The sequence below is a fragment of the Myxococcus faecalis genome (assembly GCF_050039385.1).
Classification (GTDB): domain Bacteria; phylum Myxococcota; class Myxococcia; order Myxococcales; family Myxococcaceae; genus Myxococcus; species Myxococcus fulvus.
In genome coordinates this window covers 1,008,648-1,032,585 of the sequence record NZ_CP144336.1, presented here as the reverse complement: position 1 = coordinate 1,032,585, position 23,938 = coordinate 1,008,648, and the positions used below count along the sequence as shown (strand labels likewise).

16 protein-coding genes are annotated in these 23,938 nt (G+C 71.1%); all 16 read right to left on the bottom strand.

Annotation, left to right across the window (positions count from 1 at the left end):
- Positions 1-1,308 (bottom strand): DUF58 domain-containing protein, encoded by a 1,308-nt coding sequence (locus VZQ01_RS03975; RefSeq protein WP_223746615.1) that lies wholly within the window; start codon positions 1,306-1,308, stop codon positions 1-3.
- Complete coding sequence (locus VZQ01_RS03970; protein WP_046712731.1) at positions 1,305-2,303, bottom strand: AAA family ATPase; 999 nt, start codon at positions 2,301-2,303, stop codon at positions 1,305-1,307. The genes VZQ01_RS03975 and VZQ01_RS03970 overlap by 4 nt, the downstream gene beginning before the upstream one ends.
- Entirely contained in the window at positions 2,300-3,583 is a 1,284-nt protein-coding gene (locus VZQ01_RS03965) for a DUF4350 domain-containing protein (RefSeq protein ID WP_267696834.1), read from the bottom strand. Before VZQ01_RS03965 ends, VZQ01_RS03970 begins: the two co-directional genes overlap by 4 nt.
- A gap of 89 nt (positions 3,584-3,672) precedes the next feature.
- The gene (locus VZQ01_RS03960) at positions 3,673-5,562 is read right to left on the bottom strand and encodes a DUF4129 domain-containing protein (protein ID WP_223783096.1); all 1,890 of its coding nucleotides are present in this window, start codon (positions 5,560-5,562) and stop codon (positions 3,673-3,675) included.
- Between the two features lie 3 nt (positions 5,563-5,565).
- Positions 5,566-5,835, bottom strand: coding sequence for a hypothetical protein (locus VZQ01_RS03955; protein WP_223746618.1), 270 nt, complete (start codon positions 5,833-5,835; stop codon positions 5,566-5,568).
- Positions 5,836-5,886: 51 nt separating this feature from the next.
- Positions 5,887-7,446, bottom strand: a complete 1,560-nt coding sequence (gene rho, locus VZQ01_RS03950; RefSeq protein ID WP_223746619.1) for a transcription termination factor Rho — start codon at positions 7,444-7,446, stop codon at positions 5,887-5,889.
- Positions 7,447-7,708: 262 nt separating this feature from the next.
- The gene (gene sppA, locus VZQ01_RS03945) at positions 7,709-10,186 is read right to left on the bottom strand and encodes a signal peptide peptidase SppA (RefSeq protein WP_426746937.1); all 2,478 of its coding nucleotides are present in this window, start codon (positions 10,184-10,186) and stop codon (positions 7,709-7,711) included.
- A 48-nt stretch (positions 10,187-10,234) separates the two neighbouring features.
- Positions 10,235-11,446 (bottom strand): PEGA domain-containing protein, encoded by a 1,212-nt coding sequence (locus VZQ01_RS03940; RefSeq protein ID WP_267696829.1) that lies wholly within the window; start codon positions 11,444-11,446, stop codon positions 10,235-10,237.
- 56 nt (positions 11,447-11,502) lie between these two features.
- Positions 11,503-13,026, bottom strand: a complete 1,524-nt coding sequence (locus VZQ01_RS03935; RefSeq protein WP_426746936.1) for a PEGA domain-containing protein — start codon at positions 13,024-13,026, stop codon at positions 11,503-11,505.
- Positions 13,027-13,130: 104 nt separating this feature from the next.
- Positions 13,131-15,062: a DNA gyrase/topoisomerase IV subunit B gene (locus VZQ01_RS03930; RefSeq protein ID WP_223746623.1), complete on the bottom strand. Its 1,932-nt coding sequence runs from the start codon at positions 15,060-15,062 to the stop codon at positions 13,131-13,133.
- Positions 15,063-15,074: 12 nt separating this feature from the next.
- Positions 15,075-17,447: a DNA gyrase/topoisomerase IV subunit A gene (locus VZQ01_RS03925; RefSeq protein WP_223746624.1), complete on the bottom strand. Its 2,373-nt coding sequence runs from the start codon at positions 17,445-17,447 to the stop codon at positions 15,075-15,077.
- A 375-nt stretch (positions 17,448-17,822) separates the two neighbouring features.
- A complete protein-coding gene (locus tag VZQ01_RS03920) occupies positions 17,823-20,957 on the bottom strand; it encodes an efflux RND transporter permease subunit (RefSeq protein WP_426746935.1) in 3,135 nt (1,044 codons plus the stop codon).
- A gap of 3 nt (positions 20,958-20,960) precedes the next feature.
- Positions 20,961-22,505, bottom strand: coding sequence for an efflux RND transporter periplasmic adaptor subunit (locus tag VZQ01_RS03915; RefSeq protein WP_426746933.1), 1,545 nt, complete (start codon positions 22,503-22,505; stop codon positions 20,961-20,963).
- Positions 22,506-22,778 (bottom strand): hypothetical protein, encoded by a 273-nt coding sequence (locus VZQ01_RS03910; protein WP_426746932.1) that lies wholly within the window; start codon positions 22,776-22,778, stop codon positions 22,506-22,508. It abuts the gene before it with no gap.
- 159 nt (positions 22,779-22,937) lie between these two features.
- Positions 22,938-23,243: a hypothetical protein gene (locus tag VZQ01_RS03905; protein WP_426746931.1), complete on the bottom strand. Its 306-nt coding sequence runs from the start codon at positions 23,241-23,243 to the stop codon at positions 22,938-22,940.
- Positions 23,244-23,278: 35 nt separating this feature from the next.
- On the bottom strand, positions 23,279-23,794 hold the full coding sequence (locus tag VZQ01_RS03900) for a TlpA family protein disulfide reductase (RefSeq protein ID WP_426746930.1): 516 nt from the start codon (positions 23,792-23,794) through the stop codon (positions 23,279-23,281).
- Positions 23,795-23,938: the final 144 nt, after the last annotated feature.

Sequence of the window (23,938 nt, the reverse complement as noted above, 5' to 3'; positions counted from 1 at the left end):
TTAGAGGACGCCCCGGGCCTTGATGTCGAGGTAGCGGTTGACGGCCGCGAGGCTCAGGTCATCCGGCTGCACGTCGAGCATCTGCACGCCACCCTGGCTCACCCGCGCCTTGAGCACCTCGCGGTCCGTGAGCAGCTCCGAGGCCACCGCGTGCTGGAAAGACTCCTCGGGGCCCGGAGGCGGTGTGCGCAGGAGCTTCTGCAGCGCGGTGTCCTTGACCGACAGGCACAGGGGCACGTGCCGCCGCGCGAGCCGGTGGAGCGGGGCCACCATGGTGGACGCCTGCTCCTCGTCGAGGAAGTCCGTGAAGACGCACAGCAGGCTGCGCCGCGTGAGGCGGACGTTCAGCTCCTTGAAGAGGGCGAGGTAGTCCACGTACGTGAGGCTGGGCGTCGTGGAGTAGAGCGCGTCCACCATCTTCCGGTACTGCGTGCGCCCCGCCGCGGGAGGCAGGTACGTCTTCACGCCATCCGCGAAGACGGCGAGCCCCACCCGGTCTCCGTTGCGCACGGCGACGAAGGCCAGGAAGAGCGCGGCGTTCACCGCGTGGTCCAGCTTGGTGAGCCCGTCCACCTGCGCGGCCATGGAGCGGCCCGCGTCCACGCAGATGAGGATGGACTGCGAGCGCTCCGACTCCAGCACCCGCGTCACCGGCCGTCCGCGACGGGCCGTGGCCTTCCAGTCCACGTCGCGCGCGCTGTCTCCCTGCGCGTAGTCGCGCAGTCGCGCGAACTCACTGCCGCGTCCGTCACGGCGAAGTTGCCGCAGACCCAGGTTCACCAGGTCCAGCGCGGCGCCGGACAGGAGCAGTCGGCTGGCGCCTCGCAGGTCCGGGTACACCGAGAGGGTCTGCGTGGTGGGGAACACGCGCTCGTGGAGGACGAGCCCCAGCGGGCCCGACACGCGCGCGGTCACCTCCGTGAAGTCGAAGCGGCCTCGCCTCGCGGGCGTCACCCGGTACACCCAGCGCGTCTCGCTGTCCGGGGGCAGCTCCAGCGTGGCCTCGTCGGGCACGGCGGTGAAGGACTCCGGCACGCCGTCCTTGACGCGCACCCGGGCCGTCCGGCCGCCCCGGTGCACCAGCCGCAGCTCCACCTTGTTGGGCACGCCCACGTTGAGCCGCTGCGGCAACACGCGCCGCGCCTCCAGCCGCACCGCGCGCGCCCACAGGAAGTCCAGCACGGCGAGCGCCAGGGCCAGCGCGTCCAACGCCAGCACGGCGCCGCCCAGGCCGGGGAAGAACCCCGCGGCCATCATGGGCACGGCCAGCAGCGCGAACAGCGCCCAGAGGCGCCCGGTCGGAATCACCGGGGGACCTCCACCGCCTGCACCACCTCGCGCAGCACGTCCGACGGCGTGGCTCCGTCCAGCTCCGCGTCCGGCGACAGCAGCAGCCGGTGCTTCAGCACGGGGCCCGCCAGGAAGCGCACGTCGTCCGGCGTGACGAAGTTGCGCCCGCGCAGGGCGGCCAGGGCCTTGGACGCGAGCAAGAGGTGCACGCCCGCGCGAGGACCCGCGCCCAGGCGGATGCGACTGGAGGTCCGCGTCGCCGCCACCAGCTTGCGGATGTAGCCCAGCACCGGCGGCTCCACGTTGACCTCGTTGAGCGCGGCGCGCGCACCCAGGAGGCCCTCCTTCGTCACCGCCGGGCGCACCCCCGCGCGCGCCAGGTCGCCGGCGTCGAAGCCGCGGTGCACGGAGGCGAGGATGGCGTCCTCCTCCTCGGGCGCGGGGTAGCCCACGTCGATCTTCAGGAGGAAGCGGTCCAGCTGCGCCTCGGGCAGCGGGTATGTGCCCTCCGACTCCACTGGGTTCTGCGTGGCGAACACCGTGAAGAGGGGGGACAGCGGCAGGTTTCGGCCCTCGAGCGAGACGCCGCGCTCCTGCATGGCCTCCAGCAGCGCGGACTGCGTCTTGGCCGGGGCGCGGTTGATTTCATCGGCCAGCAGCAGGTCCGTGAAGATGGGGCCCTTCACGAGCACGAAGCCCTGGGACTTCAAGTCGAACACGCTGGTGCCCAGGATGTCCGCGGGCATCAGGTCCGGGGTGAACTGGATGCGCTTGAAGTCGGAGCCGATGCTGCGCGCGAGCGCCTTGGCCATCAGCGTCTTGGCCACGCCGGGCACGCCCTCCAGCAGCACGTGGCCGCCGGCGATGAGGCCGCAGAGCATCAGCTCCAGCACCTCGTCCTGGCCCACCACGGCCTTGCGCACCTCGCGCAGCACGCCCTCGCGGATGGCATGGGCGGCCTGCACGGCGGAGCCGGTCTGGACGAGCGGGGAGGCGGGGTCGTTCGCGTTCATGGGGTACCGGAAGTGCTGCGCCGGACCTGGCCGGCGGGGTGGAGACCTTGCCGCAGCGTGGCCGCTCGCGCGGTGAGCTGCTGGAGGTCGGAGTCGTTGTTCACCGTGTCGGCCCGGCCGACCACTTCGCGCAGGCCGCGCGCGAGGTCCTCCCGGCCGCGCTCCTGCAGCGCCTCCGAGACGGCCTTGGGCGCCGCGTGCGCGGGCAGGCCCGCGTGCAGCGCGAACTCCTGGGTGAGCCCTCGGGCGACCAGCTTCGCCGCGAAGCCGTGGTGGCGCCCCTCGCGGTACAGCCGCGCCATGGCGAACAGGGCATCGGTGGCGCCCACGCGCACGGACTCGGGCGGAGGGCGGGGGCGGCCGAAGCGCTTGAGCGCCACGGACCACAGCGCCACGCCCGCGAGCAGCTGGAGCACCGCGAAGTGCAGGCCGTAGCGGCGCGCGAAGTCGACGACGGAGCGCTCGTTGGTGAAGCCGTGGTGGAACTCGTCGAACTCGTACGGGCCGGGGCCCAGCGCCGCCAGGGCGGAGAGCCAGAACTGCGCGTTGTCCGCGCGCGACAGCGCCACGTTCATCGCCAGCTCCGGTGCGCCCAGCACCAGCACCCGGCCCTGGCCGTGAGGCACTACCGCCGCCACCATGCGTCCCAGGCGCTCGTCCTCGAGGACCGGCACCGCGGTCGTCGGCAGCTCCAGGTACGCCTGCACCTTCACCTCCACCCGCTCCACGCCGAGCGTGTAGGGGGAGGGGAAGGGGGGCACCAGCGTGCGCATGGGCAGCGTCGTGTCGGCCTTGATGAGCTTCACGCTCAAGGCGTCGAGCAGCGGGTTCTCCCGCGAGCCCCAGGGGACGTAGACGGCGGAGCCGCCCGCGGACACGTGCGTGAGCAGCTCCGTCACCTCGCGGTCGTCGAGTGCGCTGGCGCGGAAGGTGTTGAAGCCCGTGCGCGGCACGTCCTCGTCACCCAGACCGGCGTCCGGCTCGGCGGCGAGCTGCGTCTGCTCCAGGTCATCCTCGCGAGCGCCCTGCACCTCCACCGCGAGCAGCACCGGTGTCGTCGAGCCCGTCGTGCCGATGCGCAGGTCCGCCATGCGGCGAGTCACCGGCAGGCCGCTCTCCTCCGCCAGGAGGTACAGCGCGCGCGCGCCATCTTCCTGCGCGCGGTAGGTGGACAGCGTGTCGGCGAACTCGCCACGACGCGCGCTCGAGATCAGCATCGAACCGAGCACCACGGTGAGCACCAGGCCTCCCACCGCGAGCAATGGGAGGCGGTCACGCACCGGCGGCCTCCCGGCGAGGGCGCGCGGTGCGCATCGACGTACTGACCACGGCGAGCACCCCATGGCCCACCATCAGCTCGAGGCGGCGGTCACGCACCGGCGGCCTCCTGGGGCGTGGGGGCGGCGAGCATCGGCGCGCTGAGGGCGCGGAACTCCTGGTAGCCGCTGCTGCCCACCGGCGTGTTGCCGTACCACGCGAAGTCGAAGCGCAGCGTCAGCTCCCGGAAGCGGGGCTTCCACTCCATGCGCCCCTTGAACTGGCTCAGGTAGTCCCAGTTGGACAGCGTCACGTCGTAGAGGATCGCGCCGTCGCGGTGCAGTCGGGACAGCAGTGCCAGGTAGAGGCTGCGCACCGCCTCGCGATACTCGCCCTTCGCGGCCAGCTCGTCCGCGAGCTGCGCCCAGCCCTCCGGCGGACGCGACAGCGCATGGCCCGCGTCCCCCGCGAGCGTCGAGGCGTCCAGGGTGGACACCTCCAGCCCCTCGCCCGCCTTGCGGCGCACGTTCTTCTTCAGCGCGCTCCAGAGCACATACAGCAGCACCGCCACCGTCAGCGTCGCGATGACCACCACCAGCGTGTTGGCCACGGCGCCACCGGACACGACGGGCGGCGTGAAGTTCCGCGTGGGCGGCGCCTCGTCCCGCTCGAAGAGCTTCTTGAGGAACTCCCCCAGCCAGGTCGTGAAGCGGCGCCACCAGTCGGGAGGCTGGGTTGGCTCCGGGGGCTCCTCGGCGGCCTTCTCCACCGGCGGCGCCACCGCGAACTCCGGCCGCGCCAGGATGTCCCGCGCCCGCGCCGAGGCCTGTCGCGCATCCACGGCCGCCTGCGCCTGCACCGTCCGCGAGCCCTGCTCCAGCCCCTGCTCCAGCGTGCCGAGCGCCGAGTCACAGTCCTCGTCGTCGTAGGCCTGCCGCTCCACCGCGCGCACCAGCCGGTCCAGCTTGCCGCGCTCACCCGTCCCCAGCGCCCCCAGCTTCTCGAAGCGCGCGTCCTCCTCCGGACCCGCGCCCTCGCACACCGTGGCCACCTGGCCCAGCCGACGCACGGCCTCGCGGCTCGACGTCACCGGCGCGCGAGGCGCGTCCTCCTGCGCCCGCGCCGGCGTGCCCGTCAGCAGCCCCAGCCCCAACACCACCGCGAGCATCGCCGCGCTCCGCTGTCCCAGGGGCTTGCCCGTGGAGCGCGGGGGCAGCTGCTGCGCCGCGGCCAGCAGGTCCAACCCCTCCTGGCGCACGCGCCCGTCGACGAGCAGCAGCGTGGCCGTCGCGGCGCGCACGGGCTCGAACAGCGTGAAGGTGAGGGCGGCCAGGAACAGCAGCCACGGCATGTTGTCCAGCGAGGCGTAGCGCTCCGCGAACGTCAGGTCCACGCCCAACAGCTTGCGCGCCATCATGAGCAGGAAGTTCAGGCCGATGTGCAGGTTGAAGAACACCAGCACCTGCACGGACATGAGGAAGCGCACCTTCAGCGCCGTGCCTCGCGCCGGGCCCAGGAGCCGCGAGCACTGCCCGTACAGCCGCAGCACCGAGCCGCGCCCCTCCATCACGGCCGCGTAGCCCACGCTCTGCGCCGACACGACGAAGAACGCGATGCCCAGCGTCAGGTTGAACAGCAGCCAGTTGAAGACGAAGAGGTACGCCACCGCGACGAAGATCGAGGGCAGCCTTGCCAGCACCGCCTTCAGCGAGGCCCACGTGGTGGGCTCCGCCGGGCCCAGCAACACCGCCTGCACATGGTGCGCGGCCGCGCTCTGGCCCACGCCCCGCGCGAACCACGCGAGGGTGAACGCCAGCGACGGCAGCACCAGCGAGTGCCCCATCCGCGCCGCCTCCGCCAGGTACAGCACGGACGCGATGACGGCGGCTCCCCCCGGCAGCGTGAGGGCCCAGACGCCCGTGCTCCGGGCGCACAGGCGCAGCGCCGCGTCCATCACCGCGATGGCGTTCCGGGGCCGCAACTCGAGCGCGGAGACGGCCATGGCTCAGCCCATCACCAGGTGGAGCGTCATGTAGACCGCCCCCCAGACGATGCCCAGGCCCGCCACGGCGAGCAGGCCGCTGCCGACCGTCCACTCGCGTCGCTCGGCGGGGCCCTCGAGCGCCTGGAGGCGTCGCCCCAGGCAGCTCGCGCAGCGGTTGATGCCCTCGAACTGCGTGGTGCACTCCCGGCAGATGACCCGCCGGCACTCCACGCAGACACCGAGGCCGGCGCGCTCCGGGTGGTAGTGGCAGCGGCCCGAGCCCTGAATCATGCCGCCACCTTAAGCAGAGCCGGGCCCGCCACACCACCCCCAGCGCGCGGCTCAGAGCTCGTCGAGGAACTCGTCGTTGTAGGTGTAGCGCGACAGCCGCTTCACCAGGGCCTCCATCGCCTCCACGGGCTTCACCGCGAAGAGCATCTGCCGCAGCTTCTTCACCTTCTCGTACTCGCGCTGGGTGAAGAGCTTCTCCTCCTTGCGCGTGCCGGACTGGGCGATGTTGACCGCGGGGAAGACGCGCTTCTCGGCGAGCAGGCGGTCCAGGGTGACCTCGGAGTTACCCGTGCCCTTGAACTCCTCGAAGATGACCTCGTCCATGCGGCTGCCGGTGTCGATGAGCGCCGTGCCGATGATGGTGAGCGAGCCCGCCTCCTCGGTCGCCCGCGCGGCGCCGAAGATGCGCTTGGGGCGCTCCAGCGCGCGGCTGTCCACGCCGCCGGACATGGTGCGGCCGGAGTTGTCGACCTCCTTGTTGAAGGCGCGCGCCAGCCGTGTAATCGAGTCCAGCAGGATGACCACGTCCTTGCCCGTCTCCACCAGGCGCCGGGCGCGCTCCAGCGCCAGCTCCGCCACCTTGAGGTGGTCCCCGGTGGGCCGGTCCGAGCTGGACGCGAGCACCTCCGCCTTGATGCTGCGGCGCATGTCCGTCACTTCCTCGGGCCGCTCGTCGATGAGCACCACCATGACGTGCGCCTCCGGGTGGTTGGAGATGACCGCCTGGGCGATGCGCTGGAGCATGATGGTCTTGCCCGTCTTCGGGGGCGCGACGATGAGCGCGCGCTGTCCCTTGCCGATGGGCGAGATGAGGTCCAGCACCCGGGTCACCATCTCCTTGTGACCGTTCTCCAGCTTGAGCCGCTCGGTGGGGTCCACCGACGTCAGGTCCGCGAAGTGCGGCAGCCGGGACACGCCCTCCAGCGGGCGGCCGTCCACCGTGTCCACCTTCTGGATGATGCCCTTGTTGCCGCGCATCTGCGCGAAGGCCGTCAGGTACTGGCCCTGACGCAGCCGCAGCTTCTGCACCAGGTTCTTGGGCAGCTCCGGGTCGTCCGGCGCCGCCAGCAGGTTGCGCTTGAGCTGGCGCAGGAACGCGTTGGGCCCCTTGACCTCGGTGTCCAGCACGCCCTCCACCGGCGCCAGGTTGGACTGCTGCTGCGCCTGACCCTGGCCGCCGTGGTGCTGGCGCTGATGCTGCTGGCCGCCGCCGTGGCCCTGATGCTGCTGCTGTTGCTGGGGCTGCTGCTGGCCCTGCTGTTGCTGCTGCGCCTGGCGCTGCTTGTACTGCTCCAGCTCCTGCGGCGTCAGGAAGACCTGGACCTGCTGGCCGTCCGGGCCCGCCGTCATGCGGTACGCCTGACCCTCCGGGGTGAAGAGCACCTGCGCGCCACGACGACGACGGCGCCGACGGCGGCGGCGTCCCCCGGGCTGACCGGGCTGGCCGGGCTGGCCGCCCGACGCGGAGGCGCCTCCGCCTTCGCCCTCGTCGCCACCCTCGTCGTCGCCTTCGTCGCCGTCGTCATCCGCCTCGGGAGGAGGGACGGGACGGGCAGCCGCGGGCGGCGGGGTGGCATCACGGGGGTCGCGGTTATCGGAGTTTTCGCTCATGAGGTTTCCAGACCGTGTGCGCCCCTCACGGGCCATCCCGAGGGGAGGGCGGGGGGACGCAGGGTGACTCAGGCTGTGGGACAGGAAGCCGGGCGCGGGGCCTTCGAGTTACGCGAAAGGCCGAACCGCCGGTCCCTGGAACACCCTGGTGGCCCAAGGCCGACCGGGGTGCGGAGACAACACTAACAGAGGAGCCTCGCGGCGCTCCCGGTTTTTTCACCCGGTGTTGGCGGGCCGACCCCGCGGCCCGCCTGGGGGTTGCTCAGCGGACGGTGAGGGTGAAGGGCATCATCGCCTTCATCCCCGGGCGCAGCATCTCCAGGTCCACGCCCGCCTGCCGCGCCAGCTCCCGCAGGGCGGACGGGAAGGGCTCCACCGGAGCGGGCAGCAGGGCGAGCGCCGCCTGCACGCCCGGCTCCCCACCCAGGCTGGAGAAGAAGCCGCGCGCCTCGCCCATCAGCACCAGGTCCAGCTCCTCCGACGCGGGGACGCCCGCGTGCCGGCGGGCCGACTCCACCGCCTCCTGCAGGCCGCCCAGCCGGTCCACCAGCCCGCGCGCCAGGGCGTCGTTGCCGCTCCACACCCGGCCGCGCGCCACCGCGTCCACCTCCGCCTTGTCCTTCTTGCGCACCTTGGCGACCTCGGTGATGAACATGTCATAGGACGTGTCCACCCACTGCTGCACCGCGGCCTGCTGCTCGGGCGTCCACGCCTTCCACATGCCGAAGACGTCCGCCATGGGCGAGCGCGAGAGGGTCTGCTGGCTCACGCCGAGCTTCTCGCCCAACAGGCCCTCCAGCGCGGGCTTGAAGTAGAAGACGCCGATGCTGCCGGTGATCGTCGTGGGCAGCGCGAGCACCTCCGTGGCGCCCATGGCCGCGTAGTAGCCGCCGGAGGCCGCCGCGTCGCCCATGGAGGCGATGACGGGCTTCACCTTCGCCGCGTCCACCACCGCCTGGTACATCAGGTACGAGGCCAGCACCTCGCCGCCGCCCGAGTCCACGCGCAGCACGATGGCCACCACGGACGGGTCCGACTTCGCCGCCTCCAGCGCCCGCACCACCGTCTCCGCCCCGGCGATGCGGCTGAAGCCCAGCGGGTCCTCGCGGCTCTTGCCGCCGGCAATCGTCCCCAGCACCGGCACCACCGCGACGCGGCGGCGCGTGCCCCAGCGGCCCTCGCGCTCGTCGCGCGGCGCGTACGTGGCGCTGAAGCGCCCGCCCGGCACCAGCTCGCGCACCTTGGCGTCCAGCTCCGAGGGAAGGATGAGGCCGTCCAGGAAGCCCAGCTTCAGCGCCAGCTGCGGCGTGGCCAGCCCCGCGGCCCACAGCTCGTGCAGCTTCTCCACCGGCACGTTGCGAGCCTGGGTGACGGCGCGCTCGTACCAGGCCACCTCGTTGTCCAGGTAGGCGTTCACCACCTCGCGCGAGGCCTCGCTCGGCTCGGTGAGGGTGAGCTGCTCGGGCGCCGTCTTGTACTTGCCCACCCGCGCCACGTCCCACGTCACGCCCAGCTTCTGCATCGTCCCGCCGTACGTCTGCAGGCTGGCGGCCAGGCCGTTGATGGGCAGCGACGACTCGGGGAGCGCGTAGACGCGCTCGGCGGCGGACGCCACGAAGTAGCCCAGGTCATCCGCCGACAGCAGCACCGCCATCACCCGCTTGCCGGACGCGCGCAGCCGCAGCACCGCCTGGCGCAGCTCCTCCGCCTTGCCCCAGTCCACGCCGGGCAGGCCCTCCATCTTCAGCACCACGCCCGACAGCCGCTCGTCCTTCGCCGCCAGGTCCAGCCACCGCGACAGCCGGAGGAACGGGTCCGCCTCGCTCACGCCCAAGAGCGACAGCAGCGGACTGCCGCCGCCCGCCAGCACGTCGTTGAGGTCCAGCATCGTCACCACGCCGCCGGGCGGCCGCAGCGAGCGGTAGTTCTCCGTGGACAGGCGCACCTGCGCCACGTGGTCCGTGCCGTTCTCCCCGCCGCCCGCCGCGTAGGTGAGGCCCAGGTGGCCGGTGTCCACCGTGACGGCCAGCTGGAGCGCCAGGGGCACCGCGTCGACGAAGCCGTGGGACACGCCGCCGCCCAGCCGCAGGCCCGGAATCACCTCCGCCTGCAGCGTGTACGTGGCCTGCCCCTGGCGGAAGGCCCCCTCCGAGAAGAGCCAGTCCACGCCCAGGGTGAAGCGCTCGCCCAGCGGGCGCAGGCCCAGGCCGAAGTCGTACGCGCGCTCGATCTTGAAGGCGCCCTCCCGTGGGGCGTTGAGGTTCCTGGCCACCGCCGCCAGCGACAGGTAGCGGGCGGGCCGGGCGGTGAGGCCCACGTCGAAGGTGTCCAGCGAGTCCACGTCCTCGTCGTCCGAGCCGAACGTGTGCCAGGACGCGCCCAGCTGCAGCGTGGGGGCACCCAGGGACAGTCCCAGTGACGTGCGCCGGTAGTCCGGCCCGTGGCGGGGGCGCATCCACTCCATCGACGCGCCCAGGCCCAGGCCCAACAGCTTCGCGCCCAGGAAGACGCCGTCGGCGGTGCTGTCCTGCTCGAGGTTGCGCTCGTGCAGGTAGAACAATTGACCGGAGCGCACGAAGCCCAGGCCCGCGGGGTTGAGCGACAGGGCCGTGGCTTCGTCCACCAGCGCGGCGCCGGTGGGTGGCAACGTCAGCCCCCGTGAGGGCAGGGGGGCCTGGACGATGGAGCTCGTCTGGGCGAGCGCGAGCGACGGGAGCAGCAGGAGGGCGAGCAGGCGCATAGAGCCCCGGACTCTAGGCATCGCCCGTCCGGGGACAAGCGCCTCGTGTCACCAGTCCTCGGTTCCAGACACCCCGTCGAGCGGATCATCCCCGGGCTTCTTCGTCTTCTCCTGCTTGCGCGTCCGGCCGCCGCGGTCCTCGGCGCCCCAGTCCTCGGTGCCGCCCCGGTTGTCGAGCGGATCCGAGCTGCGCACCACCTTCTCCCCGCCGCCCTCGCTGGTGTTCACCAGCTGATTCACCATGCGCTCCATCTCCGACTTGAGCTGACCGAACTCGTCGCCCTGGAGCACCACGCGCCGGCCGCCCAGCTTCCGGCCGTTGCGCAGGTCGTAGTAGCCCAGGATGAGCTCGGTGCCCTCGCCGTGGCTCCTCACCGTGCCCACCATGGCCCGCTCCAGGCCCAGCGACTTGCCCAGCCCCGCGACGCCGTTGGCCTGGCTGATGCCGCGCGACACCTCGCTGGCCACCCGGTCCAGCTGCGCGTCATAGGCCTTGTACGCGGCCGTGGGCACCAGCTCCGTGCTCACCTCCACGTCATCCGGCGTCACCTCCATGAGCTGGCCGTACTGGCGGAAGCCGGGCCGCTCGACGCGCAGCAGGTGCTTGCCCACCGTCAGCGCGGGAATCGTCACCGGCGTGTAGCCGGCCATCTCCCCGTCCACGTAGACGCGGGCGCCGGCGGGGCGCGACTTCACCGTGGCGCTGCCGCGCAGCTGGGACGTGCGCCCGGTGGCCACCTGCACGCGCAGGGCGATGAAGTCCCGGCTGAAGCGCTTGGGGTTGAGCTCGAAGGTGGGGGACACGGCGATGAGGTCGATGAGGACCAGCTTCGCCTCCTCCACGTCACCGCGCAGGTGCAACAGCGCCGCGTACAGCGCCAGCGACTCGCACAGAGGCGAGCAGCCGCGCATGGCCGCCGGAGCGTTCTGCAGCTCCTTGAGCGTGGCGCGGACCTTCGTCTCCGCGTCGTCGTACTCCTTCTTGTCGAAGGCGGCGGCGCTCTCCGAGTAGCCCTTGCGCGCGCGCTCCATCGCGGACTGGGCGTTGGGGTCGGCGGGCAGGCCGAAGATCTCCTCGGACTTGCGGACGGTGAACCCGGCGAAGTTCCCCAGCGCCTCGTTCATGTAGCCCTCCATCTTCACGCTGCCGGACTCGGCCGCGGGGTCCATGGGGATGAGGAGGCTGGTGGCGCGCCGCGCGGGTGCGGGGGACGCCGCCAGGGCGAGCGAGGGAAGCAGGGCGAGGACGAGGGCTCTCATGGGGTAACCTCAGAAACGAGCGACGCGAGCGGGCGAACCGTCATTCAACCCGGAGCTCAGAAGCCTGTTCCTCCGGTGATGGGGTTGAACGGGCGGCCCTTGTCCTGGGTCGCCACGAAGACGGCGCCCGCCGTGACGGCCGCGGCGCCTCCGACGACGGCCCAGAACCAGGGCCGCTTGAGCAGGGACTGGCCGGACGCGCCGCTCTCGGCGACGCGCGGGGAGATGGCGCCCTGGATGAAGTCGCGCGCCTGCTGGGCGGCGGCCTCCGGGCTCTGGTCGCGCTCGCGGCCCGACAGGTCGATGTCCACGCCGCGCAGCCGCGCCTGGGTGCGCACGTCCCACGCCTGGAGCTCCGCCTTGAGCCGGCCCTTCTTGTCCTGCGACACGGCGGCCACCACCACGTAGCGCGCATCCAGCCGGTCGGCGATGGCGGCGGTGTCCGGCGGCAAGGTCTCGCTGTCGAAGGCGGCCTGGGAACCTGCGCGCACGGAGGCGTCGCGGATGGCCGTCAGTCCCGGCCCGGGGCTGAGCTCCGCCTTCACCTGCGCGCTCGCGCCGGACTTCACCTCCGTGTACTCGGCGTGGGGCGTGTGGCCCGGCAGCGTCACCACCACGGCGTGGTGGCCGGCGGGGACCGTCACGCCCCTCAGCGGCGTCACTCCCAGTTCCTGGCCCCGCACGCTCACCTTGGCGCCCGCGGGCTTGGACTCCACCACCAGCGTGCCGGCGGGGCGCGCGCCCACCTCCGCGCGGGCGTCCTCGAAGGCCTTCTGCACGTCCTGGCCGAAGAGCGCCTTGTCCGGACGGGTGGAGGGCTCGGCCACCGCGGCGCGCACGAAGGCCGCCTTCGCGCCCGCGGCGTCGCCGTTGAGCAGCCTGGCGGCGCCCAGGAAGAGGTACGTCTCACCCAGCCGCTCCGGGCGGAAGTCGCCGGGGGACTTCTCGTACGCCTCCGCGGCGGCGCGGAACTTCGTCTCCGCGGCCTCCGGGTCCAGGTTGTCGTACGCGGCCCGGCCCTCCTCGTAGAGGCCATCCGCCTGCGTCAGCGGCGTCGGCTCCGGGGGAGGGAAGGCCGTGCCCAGGTCCACGAACGGGATGTCCCCGCCGCGCTGCAGGTGCCTCGTCAGCTCCCCCTCCAGGCGGGCAGCGGCGTCGGAGGCGGCCGGCGTGCGGGCCACCGAGAACAGCGCCACCGTGCCGGACGCCACCGCGGGGGTGTTCGCCAGCGAGGGCCGCGCGTTGGGATTGACGGGCTCGTGGGGCTTCGTCGCCGGAGGCGGCACGGGCGTGGCCACCGTGGGCTTGTCCGTGCCGACGGGCTTCGCCGGGGGCGTGGGCTGCTCGGGCTCACCGAAGACGAGCGGCTGCGGCGACTCGACGTCCTGGACGTCCGTCGGCTCGGCGGTGACCGGGCTCTTCTGGCCCTTGATGCCGGGCTTCTTCTTCTTCGCCTTCACCACCTTGCTGGAAGGGGTGGCCTTCTTGCGCGCGGCCTTCTTGCGCGTCGTCTGGGCGTGGGCGGGGAGGACGGCCAACAGCAGCGTGAGCAGCAGGGCGAGTCGGCGAAAGGTGTTCACGGCGTCGGAATCTAGCCGAGCTAGAAAGGGCCGTCACGAGCCCCCGCCTCGGCCCTCGGGGCAACACCCGGGGTGGCGGGGACTCGCGGCAGGATGACGGATGGCTAGACGTCCAGCGCCTCGACCTCGCCGGCGCGCTCCATGATGAACCGGAAGCGGGCGCTCACGTCCCGGCCCATCAGGTCATTGATGACGCGGTCCGTCTCGATGGGGTTGTCGATGGTGACCCGCAGGCTCATCCGGTTCTTCACGTCCAGGGTGGTCTGCTTGAGTTCGTCGGCCGTCATCTCGCCCAGACCCTTGAACCGCATGATGTTGGGCTTGGCGTTGCCCTTGACCTTCTCGCGGATGATGCGGTCGCGGTCCGCCTCGTCCAGCGCCCAGTACGTCTCCTTGCCGATGTCCACGCGGAACAGGGGCGGCTGGGCGATGTGGATGGCGCCGCTCTCGATGAGCGGGCGCAGGTGGCGGTAGAAGAAGGTGAGCAGCAGCGTGGCGATGTGGTGGCCGTCGCTGTCGGCGTCCATCAGCAGGAACACGCGGCCGTATCTCAGCTTGGAGATGTCGAAGTCCGCGCCGATGCCGCAGCCCAGCGCGCTGACGATGTCCTGGAGCTCCTTGTTGCCGGCGACCTTGTCCGTGGACGCCTGCTCCGCGTTGAGCACCTTGCCGCGCAAGGGGAGGATGGCCTGGGTGCGCCTGTCCCGGCCCTGCTTGGCGGAGCCGCCTGCGGAGTCACCCTCCACCAGGAACAGCTCGCTGACGTTGGGGTCCGTGGACGAGCAGTCCGCCAGCTTGCCCGGCAGGTTGAGCCGGTGGCTGACGGCCGTCTTGCGGCTGACGGCCTGGGACGCGGCGCGGCTGGCCTCGCGGGCGCGGGCGGCCAGGATGATGCGGGCCACCACCGCCTCGGCGACGCTCTTGTTGTCGTTGAGCCACTTCTCCAGGGCGGGGCGCAGCACGCCGTCCACCTGGGCCGTCACCTCGGGGTTGTTCAGACGCGACTTCGTCTGCCCCTGGAACTGCGGCTCCACCACGTAGACGGACAGAATCGCGGTGATTCCCTCGCGGATGTCCTCCGCGGTGAGCGACACGCCCTTGGGCGTCAGGTCGTGCGTCTCGATGTAGTTGCGCACCGCCTTGACGACGGCGCCGCGCAGGCCCGCCTCGTGGGTGCCGCCCATGTTGGTGGGGATGCCGTTGACGTACGAGCGGATGTGCTCGTCGGTGGCCTCCGTCCAGCCCAGCGACGCCTCCAGCCGCACGCCGTTGTCGCGCGAGTGGTAGAACGTGGCGCTGCCCGCCGGCACCAGGGGCTTCTGCCGCTCGGCCACCACCTTGGTGAGGTACTCGGCGATGCCGCCGTCGTGCTTGTACGTGACGGACGTCGCGGGGCTGGCGGTCTCATCCTTCCAGATGACCGTCATCCCCTTGTGCAGGTAGCTCTTGGCCTCCAGCCGCTCGCGCACCAGCTCCGCGTCGAACTTCAGCTTCTCGCCGAAGATCTCCGGGTCCGGCTCGAAGGTGATGGAGGTGCCGGTGCCGCGGGCGGCGCCGTCCACCTTCAGCTGGCTGGTGGCCTTGCCGCGCGCGTACGTCTGGACGTACTTCTTGCCGTCGCGCTTGATTTCAATCGTCAGCTTGCGCGCGAGCGCGTTGACCACCGAGCTGCCCACGCCGTGCAGACCGCCGGAGTGGATGTAGTTGCCCTGCTCGAACTTGCCGCCTGCGTGCAGCGTCGTGAGGATGACCTCCACGGCGGGCTTCTTGAGCTTGGGCATGATGTCCACGGGGATGCCGCGCCCGTTGTCCACCACGGTGATGCTGCGGCCATCCTTGTGGAGCACGACCTCGACGGTGGTGGCGTGGCTGTTGATGACCTCGTCCACCGAGTTGTCGAGGATCTCCCACAGCAGGTGGTGATAACCGGTGCTGTCGGTGCCGCCGATGTACATGGCCGGGCGCTTGCGCACCGGCTCCAGGCCCTCGAGGACCTGGATGTCCGCGCCTGTGTAGCTTTCCTTCTTCGTCGCCATGGCGTCCTCTGGCTAATCCTTCTTCTCGGGCAACGGGATGAAGACGACGGGCCGGGCCACGTCCTCCACCGCGTCGCGCTTGGACATCTCGTGGCCCTTGCCGCCGCGGCCCGTCACCCCGTACTTGGCGGGAGCGAGCTGCAGCTTGCGGCCCTTCTGCGTGTCGAAATCGATCTTCGCGTCCTTCTGGTTGGGCGCGCTGACCAGGAACTCCACCACCTGGTCGTCGTCATCCACCTTGATGACGGTGACGCCCTTGCCGGGGCCGGCCAGCTCGTTGACCTCCGCCACCTTGCACACCAGGGCGTTGGTCTTCTTGGTCAGCACCGCGAGCAGGTCCTTCTCGCCCGCCTCGCGCACGCCGATGATCTCATCGCCCTCGCCCGTCTTCGCGTAGCGACGGCCGGCGCGCGTGGAGACCTCCAGGTGCGGCTCCAGGAGGAAGCGCATGCCCATGCCCTGCTTCGTCACGCCGACCAGCTTCGCCGGGGCCTCGAGCCGGGCGTCCAGCGACCAGGCGGCCACCACGCGCTCGCCGTCGTCGAACTTGAACAGCTTCTGCACCGGGTCGCCGTAGCCGGTGGACGCCGGGATGTCGTTGAAGCGGGTGACGTACGCGGTGCCGAAGTTGCTGAACAGCACCAGGTTGGCCTTGAGGCTGCCGGCCAGCACCGCCATCACCGCGTCGCCCTCGCGCAGACGGGTGGAGGACGGGTCCTTCACCTCGCGCACGCGCTTGACCCAGCCGTCGCGGGTGAGGACCACGTGGGCGTCCTCGTCCGCGATGAACGCGTCCGCGTTGAACTCCACCTCCTCGGAGCCCGCGCCGCCGATCTTCGTGCGGCGCTTGTCGTTGTACTGGCCCTTGATCTCCCCGAGCTCGTCCTTGACGGTGGACCAGACCTTCTTCTTGTCCTTGAGGATGCCCTCGATGCGCTTGATCTCCGCGCGCTTCTCCTTGAGCTCCTTCTGGACGACCAGGATCTCCAGGCGGGCCAGCTTGTAGAGCTTCATCTCCAGGATGGCGTCCACCTGGAGCTCGTCCAGCTGGAAGCGCTTCATCAGCTTCTGGGCCGCGTCCTGCTTGCCCTCGGACTGGCGGATGATGCGGATGATCTCATCCAGCGCGTCGTAGGCCTTCTCGAAGCCCTCGAGCAGGTGCACGCGCTTCTGCAGCTCGCCCAGCTCGTGCTGGAAGCGGCGCGTGACGACGGCGAAGCGGAAGTCCAGGAAGTGCTGGAGGATGTCCTTGAGGTTCAGCCGACGCGGCGTGCCGACCTCCGGGTTGTCCTCGCTGGGGACCAGACACGTCAGGTTCACGCCGAACGTCGTCTGCAGCGGCGTGTGCTTGTAGAGGTACGCCATCACCAGCTCGGCGTTGGCGTCCTTCTTGAGCTCCAGGACGATGCGCACGTCCTTGGTGGACTCGTCGCGCACGTCCACGATGAGCGGCAGCTTCCGCTCGCGCACCAGGTCGCCGATCTTCGAGACCAGGGTGGACTTGTTCACCGTGTACGGGATGGACGTGATGATGATCTGCGTCCCGCCGCGCTTGAGCTCCTCGGTGTCCCACTCGCCACGGATGCGGACGCTGCCCTGGCCCGTCTCGTAGATCTCCCGCAGCTCCTTCTTGTCGTTGAGGATCTGCCCGCCGGTGGGGAAGTCCGGTCCCTTGACCCACTTGAGCAGGTCCTTGGTGAGCAGCGTCGGGGTCTCGATGAGGGCCACGAGCGCGTCCACCAGCTCGCCCAGGTGGTGGGGCGGGATGTTGGTCGCCATGCCCACGGCGATGCCCGTGGTGCCGTTCATCAGCAGCTGGGGCACGCGTGCGGGGATGACGATGGGCTCGTTGCGGGTGCCGTCGTAGGTGGGCCGGAAGTCCACCGTCTTGCGCTCGAGCTCCCCGAGCATCTCGGTGGCGAGCTTGTCCAGGCGGCACTCGGTGTAGCGGTAGGCGGCGGCGGAGTCGCCGTCCAGCGAGCCGAAGTTGCCGTGGCCGTCCACCAGCGGGTAGCGCAGGGAGAAGTCCTGCGCCATGCGCACGAGCGCGTCGTAGATGGAGGCGTCGCCGTGCGGGTGGTAGCGACCCATGATGGCGCCGACGACCTGGGCGCACTTCTGGTACTTCGTGTCGAACGACAGGTTCAGGTCGTTCCACATGCCGTACAGGATGCGGCGCTGCACGGGCTTGAGGCCGTCGCGCACGTCCGGCAGGGCGCGCGAGGTGATGACCGACAGCGCGTAGTTGATGTACCGGCGACGCGCCTCGTCGGCCAGCGAGGCCGGGACGAACCCATCACCCCCACCACCGGAGCCCGCGGCACCACCCCCGCCGCCCGAGCCCCCCTGCTTCTTTCGCGTCTTCAATTCGGCTTCTGCGCGCATGCTCTTCGAACCCAGGTGAGAACGTCTCGTACCCGAACGCGGTGCGTGACTCGCGCACTCCGCGCCATGGACTCTGAAATCTTCAACAAAGCGGCGGGACTACCATGCCCCCCTGACAAAGGGAACGAATTCGGGGGGTTGCACGTACTCCGAGGCATCCCACCTGAATCTCCGTCCAGGCCCGCCTCCGAGTGGAACATCTCTGTAACCCCCTGAAATTCCGGCGGCCGGGGCACGCGAGACTCCCCAGCGGGCGGGACGGTGGGTGCGGGTAGGATGGGCCGGCGAGGGACGCTTTGGACCCCGTGGGGTAGGGGGACCAGGGATCGTTCGGCCGCCCGGCTGCCTCCTGATGCGCCGTGTCACGGGCCTTCGTCAGGACGCGGCGCGGCCCTGTTCTTCCGGGTTCGGAAGGTGCTCGGCGGAGGGCGTCCGCTCGCCTCCGTGGCTGCTTCCCCGGCCCGCGCCGAGCACCGAGTAGAGCGCCGGGAGCACCAGCAGCGTCAGCAGGGTGGAGGACAGGACGCCGCCCACCACCACGGTGGCCAGCGGTCGTTGGACCTCCGCGCCGATGCCCGTGTTGAGTGCCATGGGGAGGAAGCCGAGCGCCGCCACCGAGGCCGTCATCAGCACCGGACGCAGGCGGGAGACGGCGGCCTCGCGGAGGGCTTCGGGGAGCGCGCGGCCCTGGCCGAGCAGCTGCCGCAGCCGGGACACCAGCACCATGTCCCCGAGCACGGACACGCCGCTGACGGCGATGAAGCCCACTGCGGCGGAGATGGAGAACGGCAGCCCGCGCGCGAGCAGCGCCAGCACGCCGCCCATCAGCGCGAAGGGGACGCCCGCGAAGATTCGCAGCGTGTCCACCCAGCGGCGGTACGTGAGGTGGAGCAGCAGGAGGATGAGTCCCAGCGCGATGGGCACCACGAGGGCCAGCCGCGCCTGGGCCCGCTCCAGGTTCTGGAACTGGCCGCCGTAGCGGAGGTGGTAGCCCGGCGGCAGCTCCACCTTCGCCAGCGCGGCGCGCACGTGGGTGACGAAGCCGCCCAGGTCGCCGTCGCTCACATTGGCCTGGATGACGATGCGCCGCTGGCCCCACTCGCGCTGCAGGGTGGTGGGGCCGGACACCTCGCGAATCGTCGCCAGCCGACCCAGGGGCACACGCTCACCTCCGGGCGCTGTGATGGGCACGGTGGCCAGCCTCGTGGGCTCATTGCGGTACGCCTCGGCCAGCCGCACCGCCAGGTCGAAGCGGCGCTCGCCCTCACGGACCTCGCCCACCACGCGTGTGCCCACCGCCTCCACCACGTCGAGCACCTCGCGCGCGGCGATGCCATGCCGCGCGATGGCGACCCGGTCCACGGTGACCTCCAGCACGGGCTGACCCGTGAGCTGCTCCAGCGTCACGTCCGTGGCGCCGGGGACCGCGCGCACCAGCGCCTCCAGCTCGCGCGCCTTGGCCTTGAGCACGTCCAGGTCATCGCCGAACAGCTTGATGCCCACGTCCCCGCGCACGCCGGCGATCATCTCGTTGACGCGCATCTCGATGGGCTGGAGGAACGCCATGCGCATGCCGGGCAGGTCCGCCAGCTCCGCCTTCATCTCCGCCACCAGCTCCTCCTGCGTCGCGGCGCGCTTCCACTGCTCGCGGGGATGGAGCGTGACGAACACGTCGGACAGCTCGATGCCCATCGGGTCCGTCGCCACCTCGGCCGTCCCGGTGCGCGTCCACACGCGCGCCACCTCGTCGGGGAACCGGCTCCGGAGCACCTTCTCCACCTGCCCGCCGTAGCGCACCGACTCGGTGAGGGACACCTCGGCCAGGCGCACGGTGTTGATGACGAGGGTTCCCTCGGACAGCCTCGGGACGAACTCGCGACCGAGCCCCGTGGCCGCCAGCCCCGTGCCCACCACCAGCAGCCCCGCCACGATGAGGACCGTGCGCGCATGGGACACGCTCCACTCCAGCAGCGGCCGGTAGCCCCGCTGCAGCCAGCGCACGAGGCGCGGCTCGGGGTGTCCTCGCCTGCCTCGCTCCAACGCGAACGACGCGAGCACCGGCATCAACGTCATGGACAGCAGCACGCTGCCCAGCAGGGCCAGGATGACGGTGAGCGCCATGGGACGGAACAGCCGCCCCTCCACGCCCTCCAGTGCGAGCACGGGCAGGTACACCACCATGATGATGAGCTCACCGAAGAGCGTGGGCTTGCGGACCTCCACGGCCGCGTCCCGCACCACCTGCTTCAGGCTCCGTCCATCGCGGGCGCCGGCCAGGTGCCGCTCCGCGTTCTCCACGAGGATGACGGACGAGTCCACCACCAGCCCGAAGTCGATGGCGCCCAGGGACATGAGGGTGCCGGCGATGCCGAAGCGCAGCATGCCGCTGAAGGCGAACAGCAGGGACAGGGGAATGGCGGAGGCGACGATGAGCCCCGCGCGCCAGTTGCCCAGGAAGAGGAAGAGGACGGCGATGACCAGCAGCGCGCCTTCGAGCAGGTTGGTGCGCACCGTGCGCAGCACCAGGTCCACCAGCTCCGTGCGCTCGTAGACGACGTCCACCTGCACATCGTCGGGCAGGCGCTGCTTCACCTCGTCCATGCGCCGAGCGAGCGCCCGCGTCACCACGTGCGAGCTCTCGCCCATGAGCATGAAGCCCAGGCCCAGGACGACCTCACCCTCGCCGTCCGCGGTGGTCGCGCCTCGACGAATCTCGTGCCCCACCTCCACCTGGGCCACGTCGCGCACGCGCACGGGCACGCCGTCTCGCGCGGCCACCACCACGTCGCCCACGGCCCGGCCATCCTCCAGCACACCGATGCCGAGCACGAGGCTCGCTCCACCACCGCGCTCCACCATGCCGCCGCCCACGTTCGCGTTGTTCGCCTCCAGGGCCCGGTACAGGTCGCCCAGGGACAGGTCGAACTGTCGGAGTCGCTGCGGCTCCACCACCACGTGCCACTGCTTCTCGCGGCCTCCCCAGGCATTCACCTCGGCCACACCGGGCACCGCGCGGAGCTGGGGCGCGATGACCTGGTCGTGCAGCGTGCGCAGCTCCTCCAGGCTCCGGCTCCTGCTCTTGACCAGGTAGTGGAAGACCTCGCCCAGCCCCGTCGCCACGGGCCCGAGCGTGGGTGCCTCGATTCCCGGAGGCATCTTCACGCGGCCCATCCGCTCCGAGACCTGCTGCCGCGCGAACCACACATCCGTGCCGTCGCGGAACTGGAGCGTCACCTGCGACAGCCCGAACTTGGAGATGGAGCGCAGTTCTTCCAGCTGCGGCAGTCCCGCGAGCTGCTGCTCGAGCGGAATGGTGAGCTGCCGCTCCACCTCGACGGGCGAGAGCGCGGGCGCCACCGTGTTGACCTGCACCTGCGTGGGGGTCGTGTCGGGGAAGGCATCGAGCGGCAGGGCCCGGAACGCGAGCAGCCCCGAGATGACGAGCGCCACGGTGCCCAGCAGCACCGCGCCACGGTGCTCCAGTGACCCATCGATGATGCGCGTGAGCATGGGCTACGGGCCTCCTTCCTCGCAGCAGCCCGCGCCGATGGAGTCCTTGAGCACCTCGGTCTTCAGCAGGAAGGCGCCCGTGGTGACGACCTCCATGCCGGGCCGCAGGCCCTTGACCACCTCGACCTCGTCACGCGTGCCCGCGCCCAGCTCCACGGGGACAGGCTCGTAGAGTGCCTCGTCCTTCTTCACGAAGACGAGCACCTGTCCCTTGGCGCGCTGGATGGCGGAGTGGGGCACCATCAACGCCTCGTGCTCCTCGGCCACTTGAATCCGCGCGCGCAGGAACATGCCGGTCTTGAGGGCGCGGTCGGGGTTGGGCAGCTCGACGCGGGCGCGCACCGTGCGGGTGGCGCGGTCCACGGAGGCACCCACGCGGGTGAGCGTGGCCTCACGGACCTCTCCGGGAAGACCCTCGAGGCTCAGGGTGACCTTCTGCCCCGCGCGCACCTGGGCCGAGTCCGCCTCGGGAATCTCGAGCAGGGCCCAGAGCGTGGAGAGGTCGGCGACCTCGAGCAACGTCTGTCCCGCGGCGACATGTCGGCCGGACACCGCGTCGCGAGCCACCACCGTCCCGGCGAAGGGCGCGGAGAGATTGTAGAGACCCTCGCTGCTCCCCTGTGACGCGCCCGCCGCGCTGAGGGACGCGCGCGCCGCTTCACGCTCGCCCTCGGCCGCGGCGAGCTCGGCCCGGGCCTGCTCCAAGTCCTTGCGAGGGCTGATGCCGCGCTCCACCAGCTCCTGCTCTCGCGCGAGCGCCGCGCGTGCCGTCTCCAGTCGCGCGAGGGCCGCGGACAGCCGCCCCTTGTCCTGTCCGACGGAAGGAGAGGTGAGCGCGAGCAGGGGCTGGCCCGCCTTGACGTCGTCGCCCTCGTCCACGCGCACCTCGCTCACCAGCGCGTCGCCTCGCGCGGACAGTCGCGCCAGGCGGTTCTGGTTGAAGGTGAGCTGGCCCACCACCTCCAGCGAGCGCGCGAAGTGCCTGCGTTGGAGTCGATGTGTCTGGAGCCCCGCCTCCCGCGCGGTGTCGGCGGAGGCCAGTCGGATGCGTGTGCCGGGCGTGGGGAACAGCGGCATCTCCGCGCCCGCGGCCTTCACCCGCTCCGGGTGACAGTAGGGACACACGGACTCCGGGAAGCCGTGCTCGCGGCAGTAGTCACCCGCCGCGATGAAGCCGGCCACCAGCTTCGGGTTGCATTGGGTGCACTTCGATTCGGGCACCGCGTGCTCCTTGCACCAGTCGGCGGGCGTGGCCGGGGCGGTGAAGGTGAGCGACGGGTTGCATTGACGGCAGTGGGACTCGGGCAGCCCGTGTTCGTCGCACCAGTCGTCCTGGGCCTTGTAGACATCGACGAGGTCGGGGTCGCACTTCGTGCACAGCTCCGCGGGCACGCCGTGCTCGCACAGCGTGACGGCGCGAGCCTCGGGGGACGAGGGCCCCGCATCGGAGGTGGTGCTCTTCGCGGCCTCGGGCGGGGAGGACTTCGTGCACGAGGAGCCGAGACAGAGCAGCCCCGCCAGCGCCAGGAGACCGATGCGGGGGCCCATCTACTTCACGCCCTTCTTGGCGAGGTCCGGATGGCAGAGCGAGCACTGGGACTCGGGGCGCTCGTGCTCGACGCACCAGTCGTTCTTGGCCTTGAAGACGGCCGCGAGCTTCGGATTGCAGCGCGTGCACAGCGACTTCTGCACGCCGTGCTCACACTTGGGCTTCTCGGCGGCCTGCGACTGCTGCGCGGGCTTGGGCTCCTCGGCCGACGCAGCGAGGACGGGGAAGGACACGAGGGACACGACGAGCACGAAGGTCTGGAGGGAACGCATGACATGACTCCGGCCAGGGCGGTACCCCGGCGGCGTATGTCCGCGCGGGAGTGCGCGGAGGGTGGCTTCAGCTTCAGCGGGGCAGCACGGTGACGTGCGCGTCCGCGCGAGACCCGGGAAGGGGACTCGCTGGACACACGTCTCCCGTGAGGGGCGGAATCACCCTCTGGGAGGCTGGAAGATGTCGCGTCCCACGCCTTTTGGGAGCAGCACGTCAGGGTGGACGTGGATGGGGGGCCGGACGAGCGGCTCCTCCACCTGGCTCACGAAGGGCAGGGGCGCGGGCGCGGCCCTCAGCGGACAGCAGAGGCACAGCGCGCAATCCGCGGCGCAGTCCGAGCAGTCCCCTTCCTCGGCTTCCTCTTCGCAGTCCGCGTGCGTGTCCGATGCGAAGGCGAGCGTCTGGAAGACGCCACCCGTCATCAGCACGAGGAGGAGCGCGAGGGTGCGCAGGAGGAACCGCATCGACCCGAAGGCTTACTGGAGGTCTTCGCGGAGAGTCAACGCGACGGGGTCGACGCGCGAGGTGGGTGCTCGCGGATCAACTTCTCCAGCAGGCGGCGCATGGCTCGGGAATCCCACTCGCGAGGCCCCGGGAATCGAGCGACCAGGCGCCCGTCCACCACCAGGATGCTCTGGGGCAGGGTGTCCACGCCGAACGCGCGGGCGACCTGGTGTCCCTCGTCCAGACGCAGGTGGAGCGCGGCGGATGGCGGCCCTTCGAGGAAGGTCTCCACCGCCCTCGTGTCCGTGTCGTGGCTGAAGACGACGACACGCAGCGCGTCAGGAGGCGCTTCGGCCAGCGACACGAGCTGCGGCGTCTCCGTGCGGCAGGGCGGACACCACGTGGCCCAGAAGACGACCAGCAGGGCTCGCGAGTCGGGGACCTCCGCGAGCCGCGGGGCCGGCCCATCGACGCGGAGATAGCTCGGAGGAGGCGGCTCGGTCCGACAGGCTGTCAGCGGCGACAAGAGGAGCAGTGCGGCGACACCGGCACCGAAGCGGGAGCCGCGCACCCGAACTCGAAGGTGCGACGGACCCGTGTGAAGCCGCGAGTACTGGGAGCCTCGCGCGAGCACCTTCACCGCGCACCTCCGGAGGCGATGACGTGATGGCCCCCCGGCACCCGCCGCTCGATGGCCCCACCCCCGGACGGGCCC

What these genes read in the sequence shown, in the direction of transcription:
- VZQ01_RS03970 (WP_046712731.1), bottom strand. Translation starts at nt 2,303, where the DNA reads ATGAACGCGAACGACCCCGCCTCCCCGCTCGTCCAGACCGGCTCCGCC.
- VZQ01_RS03960 (WP_223783096.1), bottom strand. Translation starts at nt 5,562, where the DNA reads ATGGCCGTCTCCGCGCTCGAGTTGCGGCCCCGGAACGCCATCGCGGTG.
- VZQ01_RS03925 (WP_223746624.1), bottom strand. Translation starts at nt 17,447, where the DNA reads ATGCGCGCAGAAGCCGAATTGAAGACGCGAAAGAAGCAGGGGGGCTCG.
- VZQ01_RS03905 (WP_426746931.1), bottom strand. Translation starts at nt 23,243, where the DNA reads ATGCGGTTCCTCCTGCGCACCCTCGCGCTCCTCCTCGTGCTGATGACG.
- rho (WP_223746619.1), bottom strand. Translation starts at nt 7,446, where the DNA reads ATGAGCGAAAACTCCGATAACCGCGACCCCCGTGATGCCACCCCGCCG.
- VZQ01_RS03930 (WP_223746623.1), bottom strand. Translation starts at nt 15,062, where the DNA reads ATGGCGACGAAGAAGGAAAGCTACACAGGCGCGGACATCCAGGTCCTC.
- VZQ01_RS03910 (WP_426746932.1), bottom strand. Translation starts at nt 22,778, where the DNA reads ATGCGTTCCCTCCAGACCTTCGTGCTCGTCGTGTCCCTCGTGTCCTTC.
- VZQ01_RS03920 (WP_426746935.1), bottom strand. Translation starts at nt 20,957, where the DNA reads ATGCTCACGCGCATCATCGATGGGTCACTGGAGCACCGTGGCGCGGTG.
- VZQ01_RS03955 (WP_223746618.1), bottom strand. Translation starts at nt 5,835, where the DNA reads ATGATTCAGGGCTCGGGCCGCTGCCACTACCACCCGGAGCGCGCCGGC.
- VZQ01_RS03915 (WP_426746933.1), bottom strand. Translation starts at nt 22,505, where the DNA reads ATGGGCCCCCGCATCGGTCTCCTGGCGCTGGCGGGGCTGCTCTGTCTC.
- VZQ01_RS03940 (WP_267696829.1), bottom strand. Translation starts at nt 11,446, where the DNA reads ATGAGAGCCCTCGTCCTCGCCCTGCTTCCCTCGCTCGCCCTGGCGGCG.
- sppA (WP_426746937.1), bottom strand. Translation starts at nt 10,186, where the DNA reads ATGCGCCTGCTCGCCCTCCTGCTGCTCCCGTCGCTCGCGCTCGCCCAG.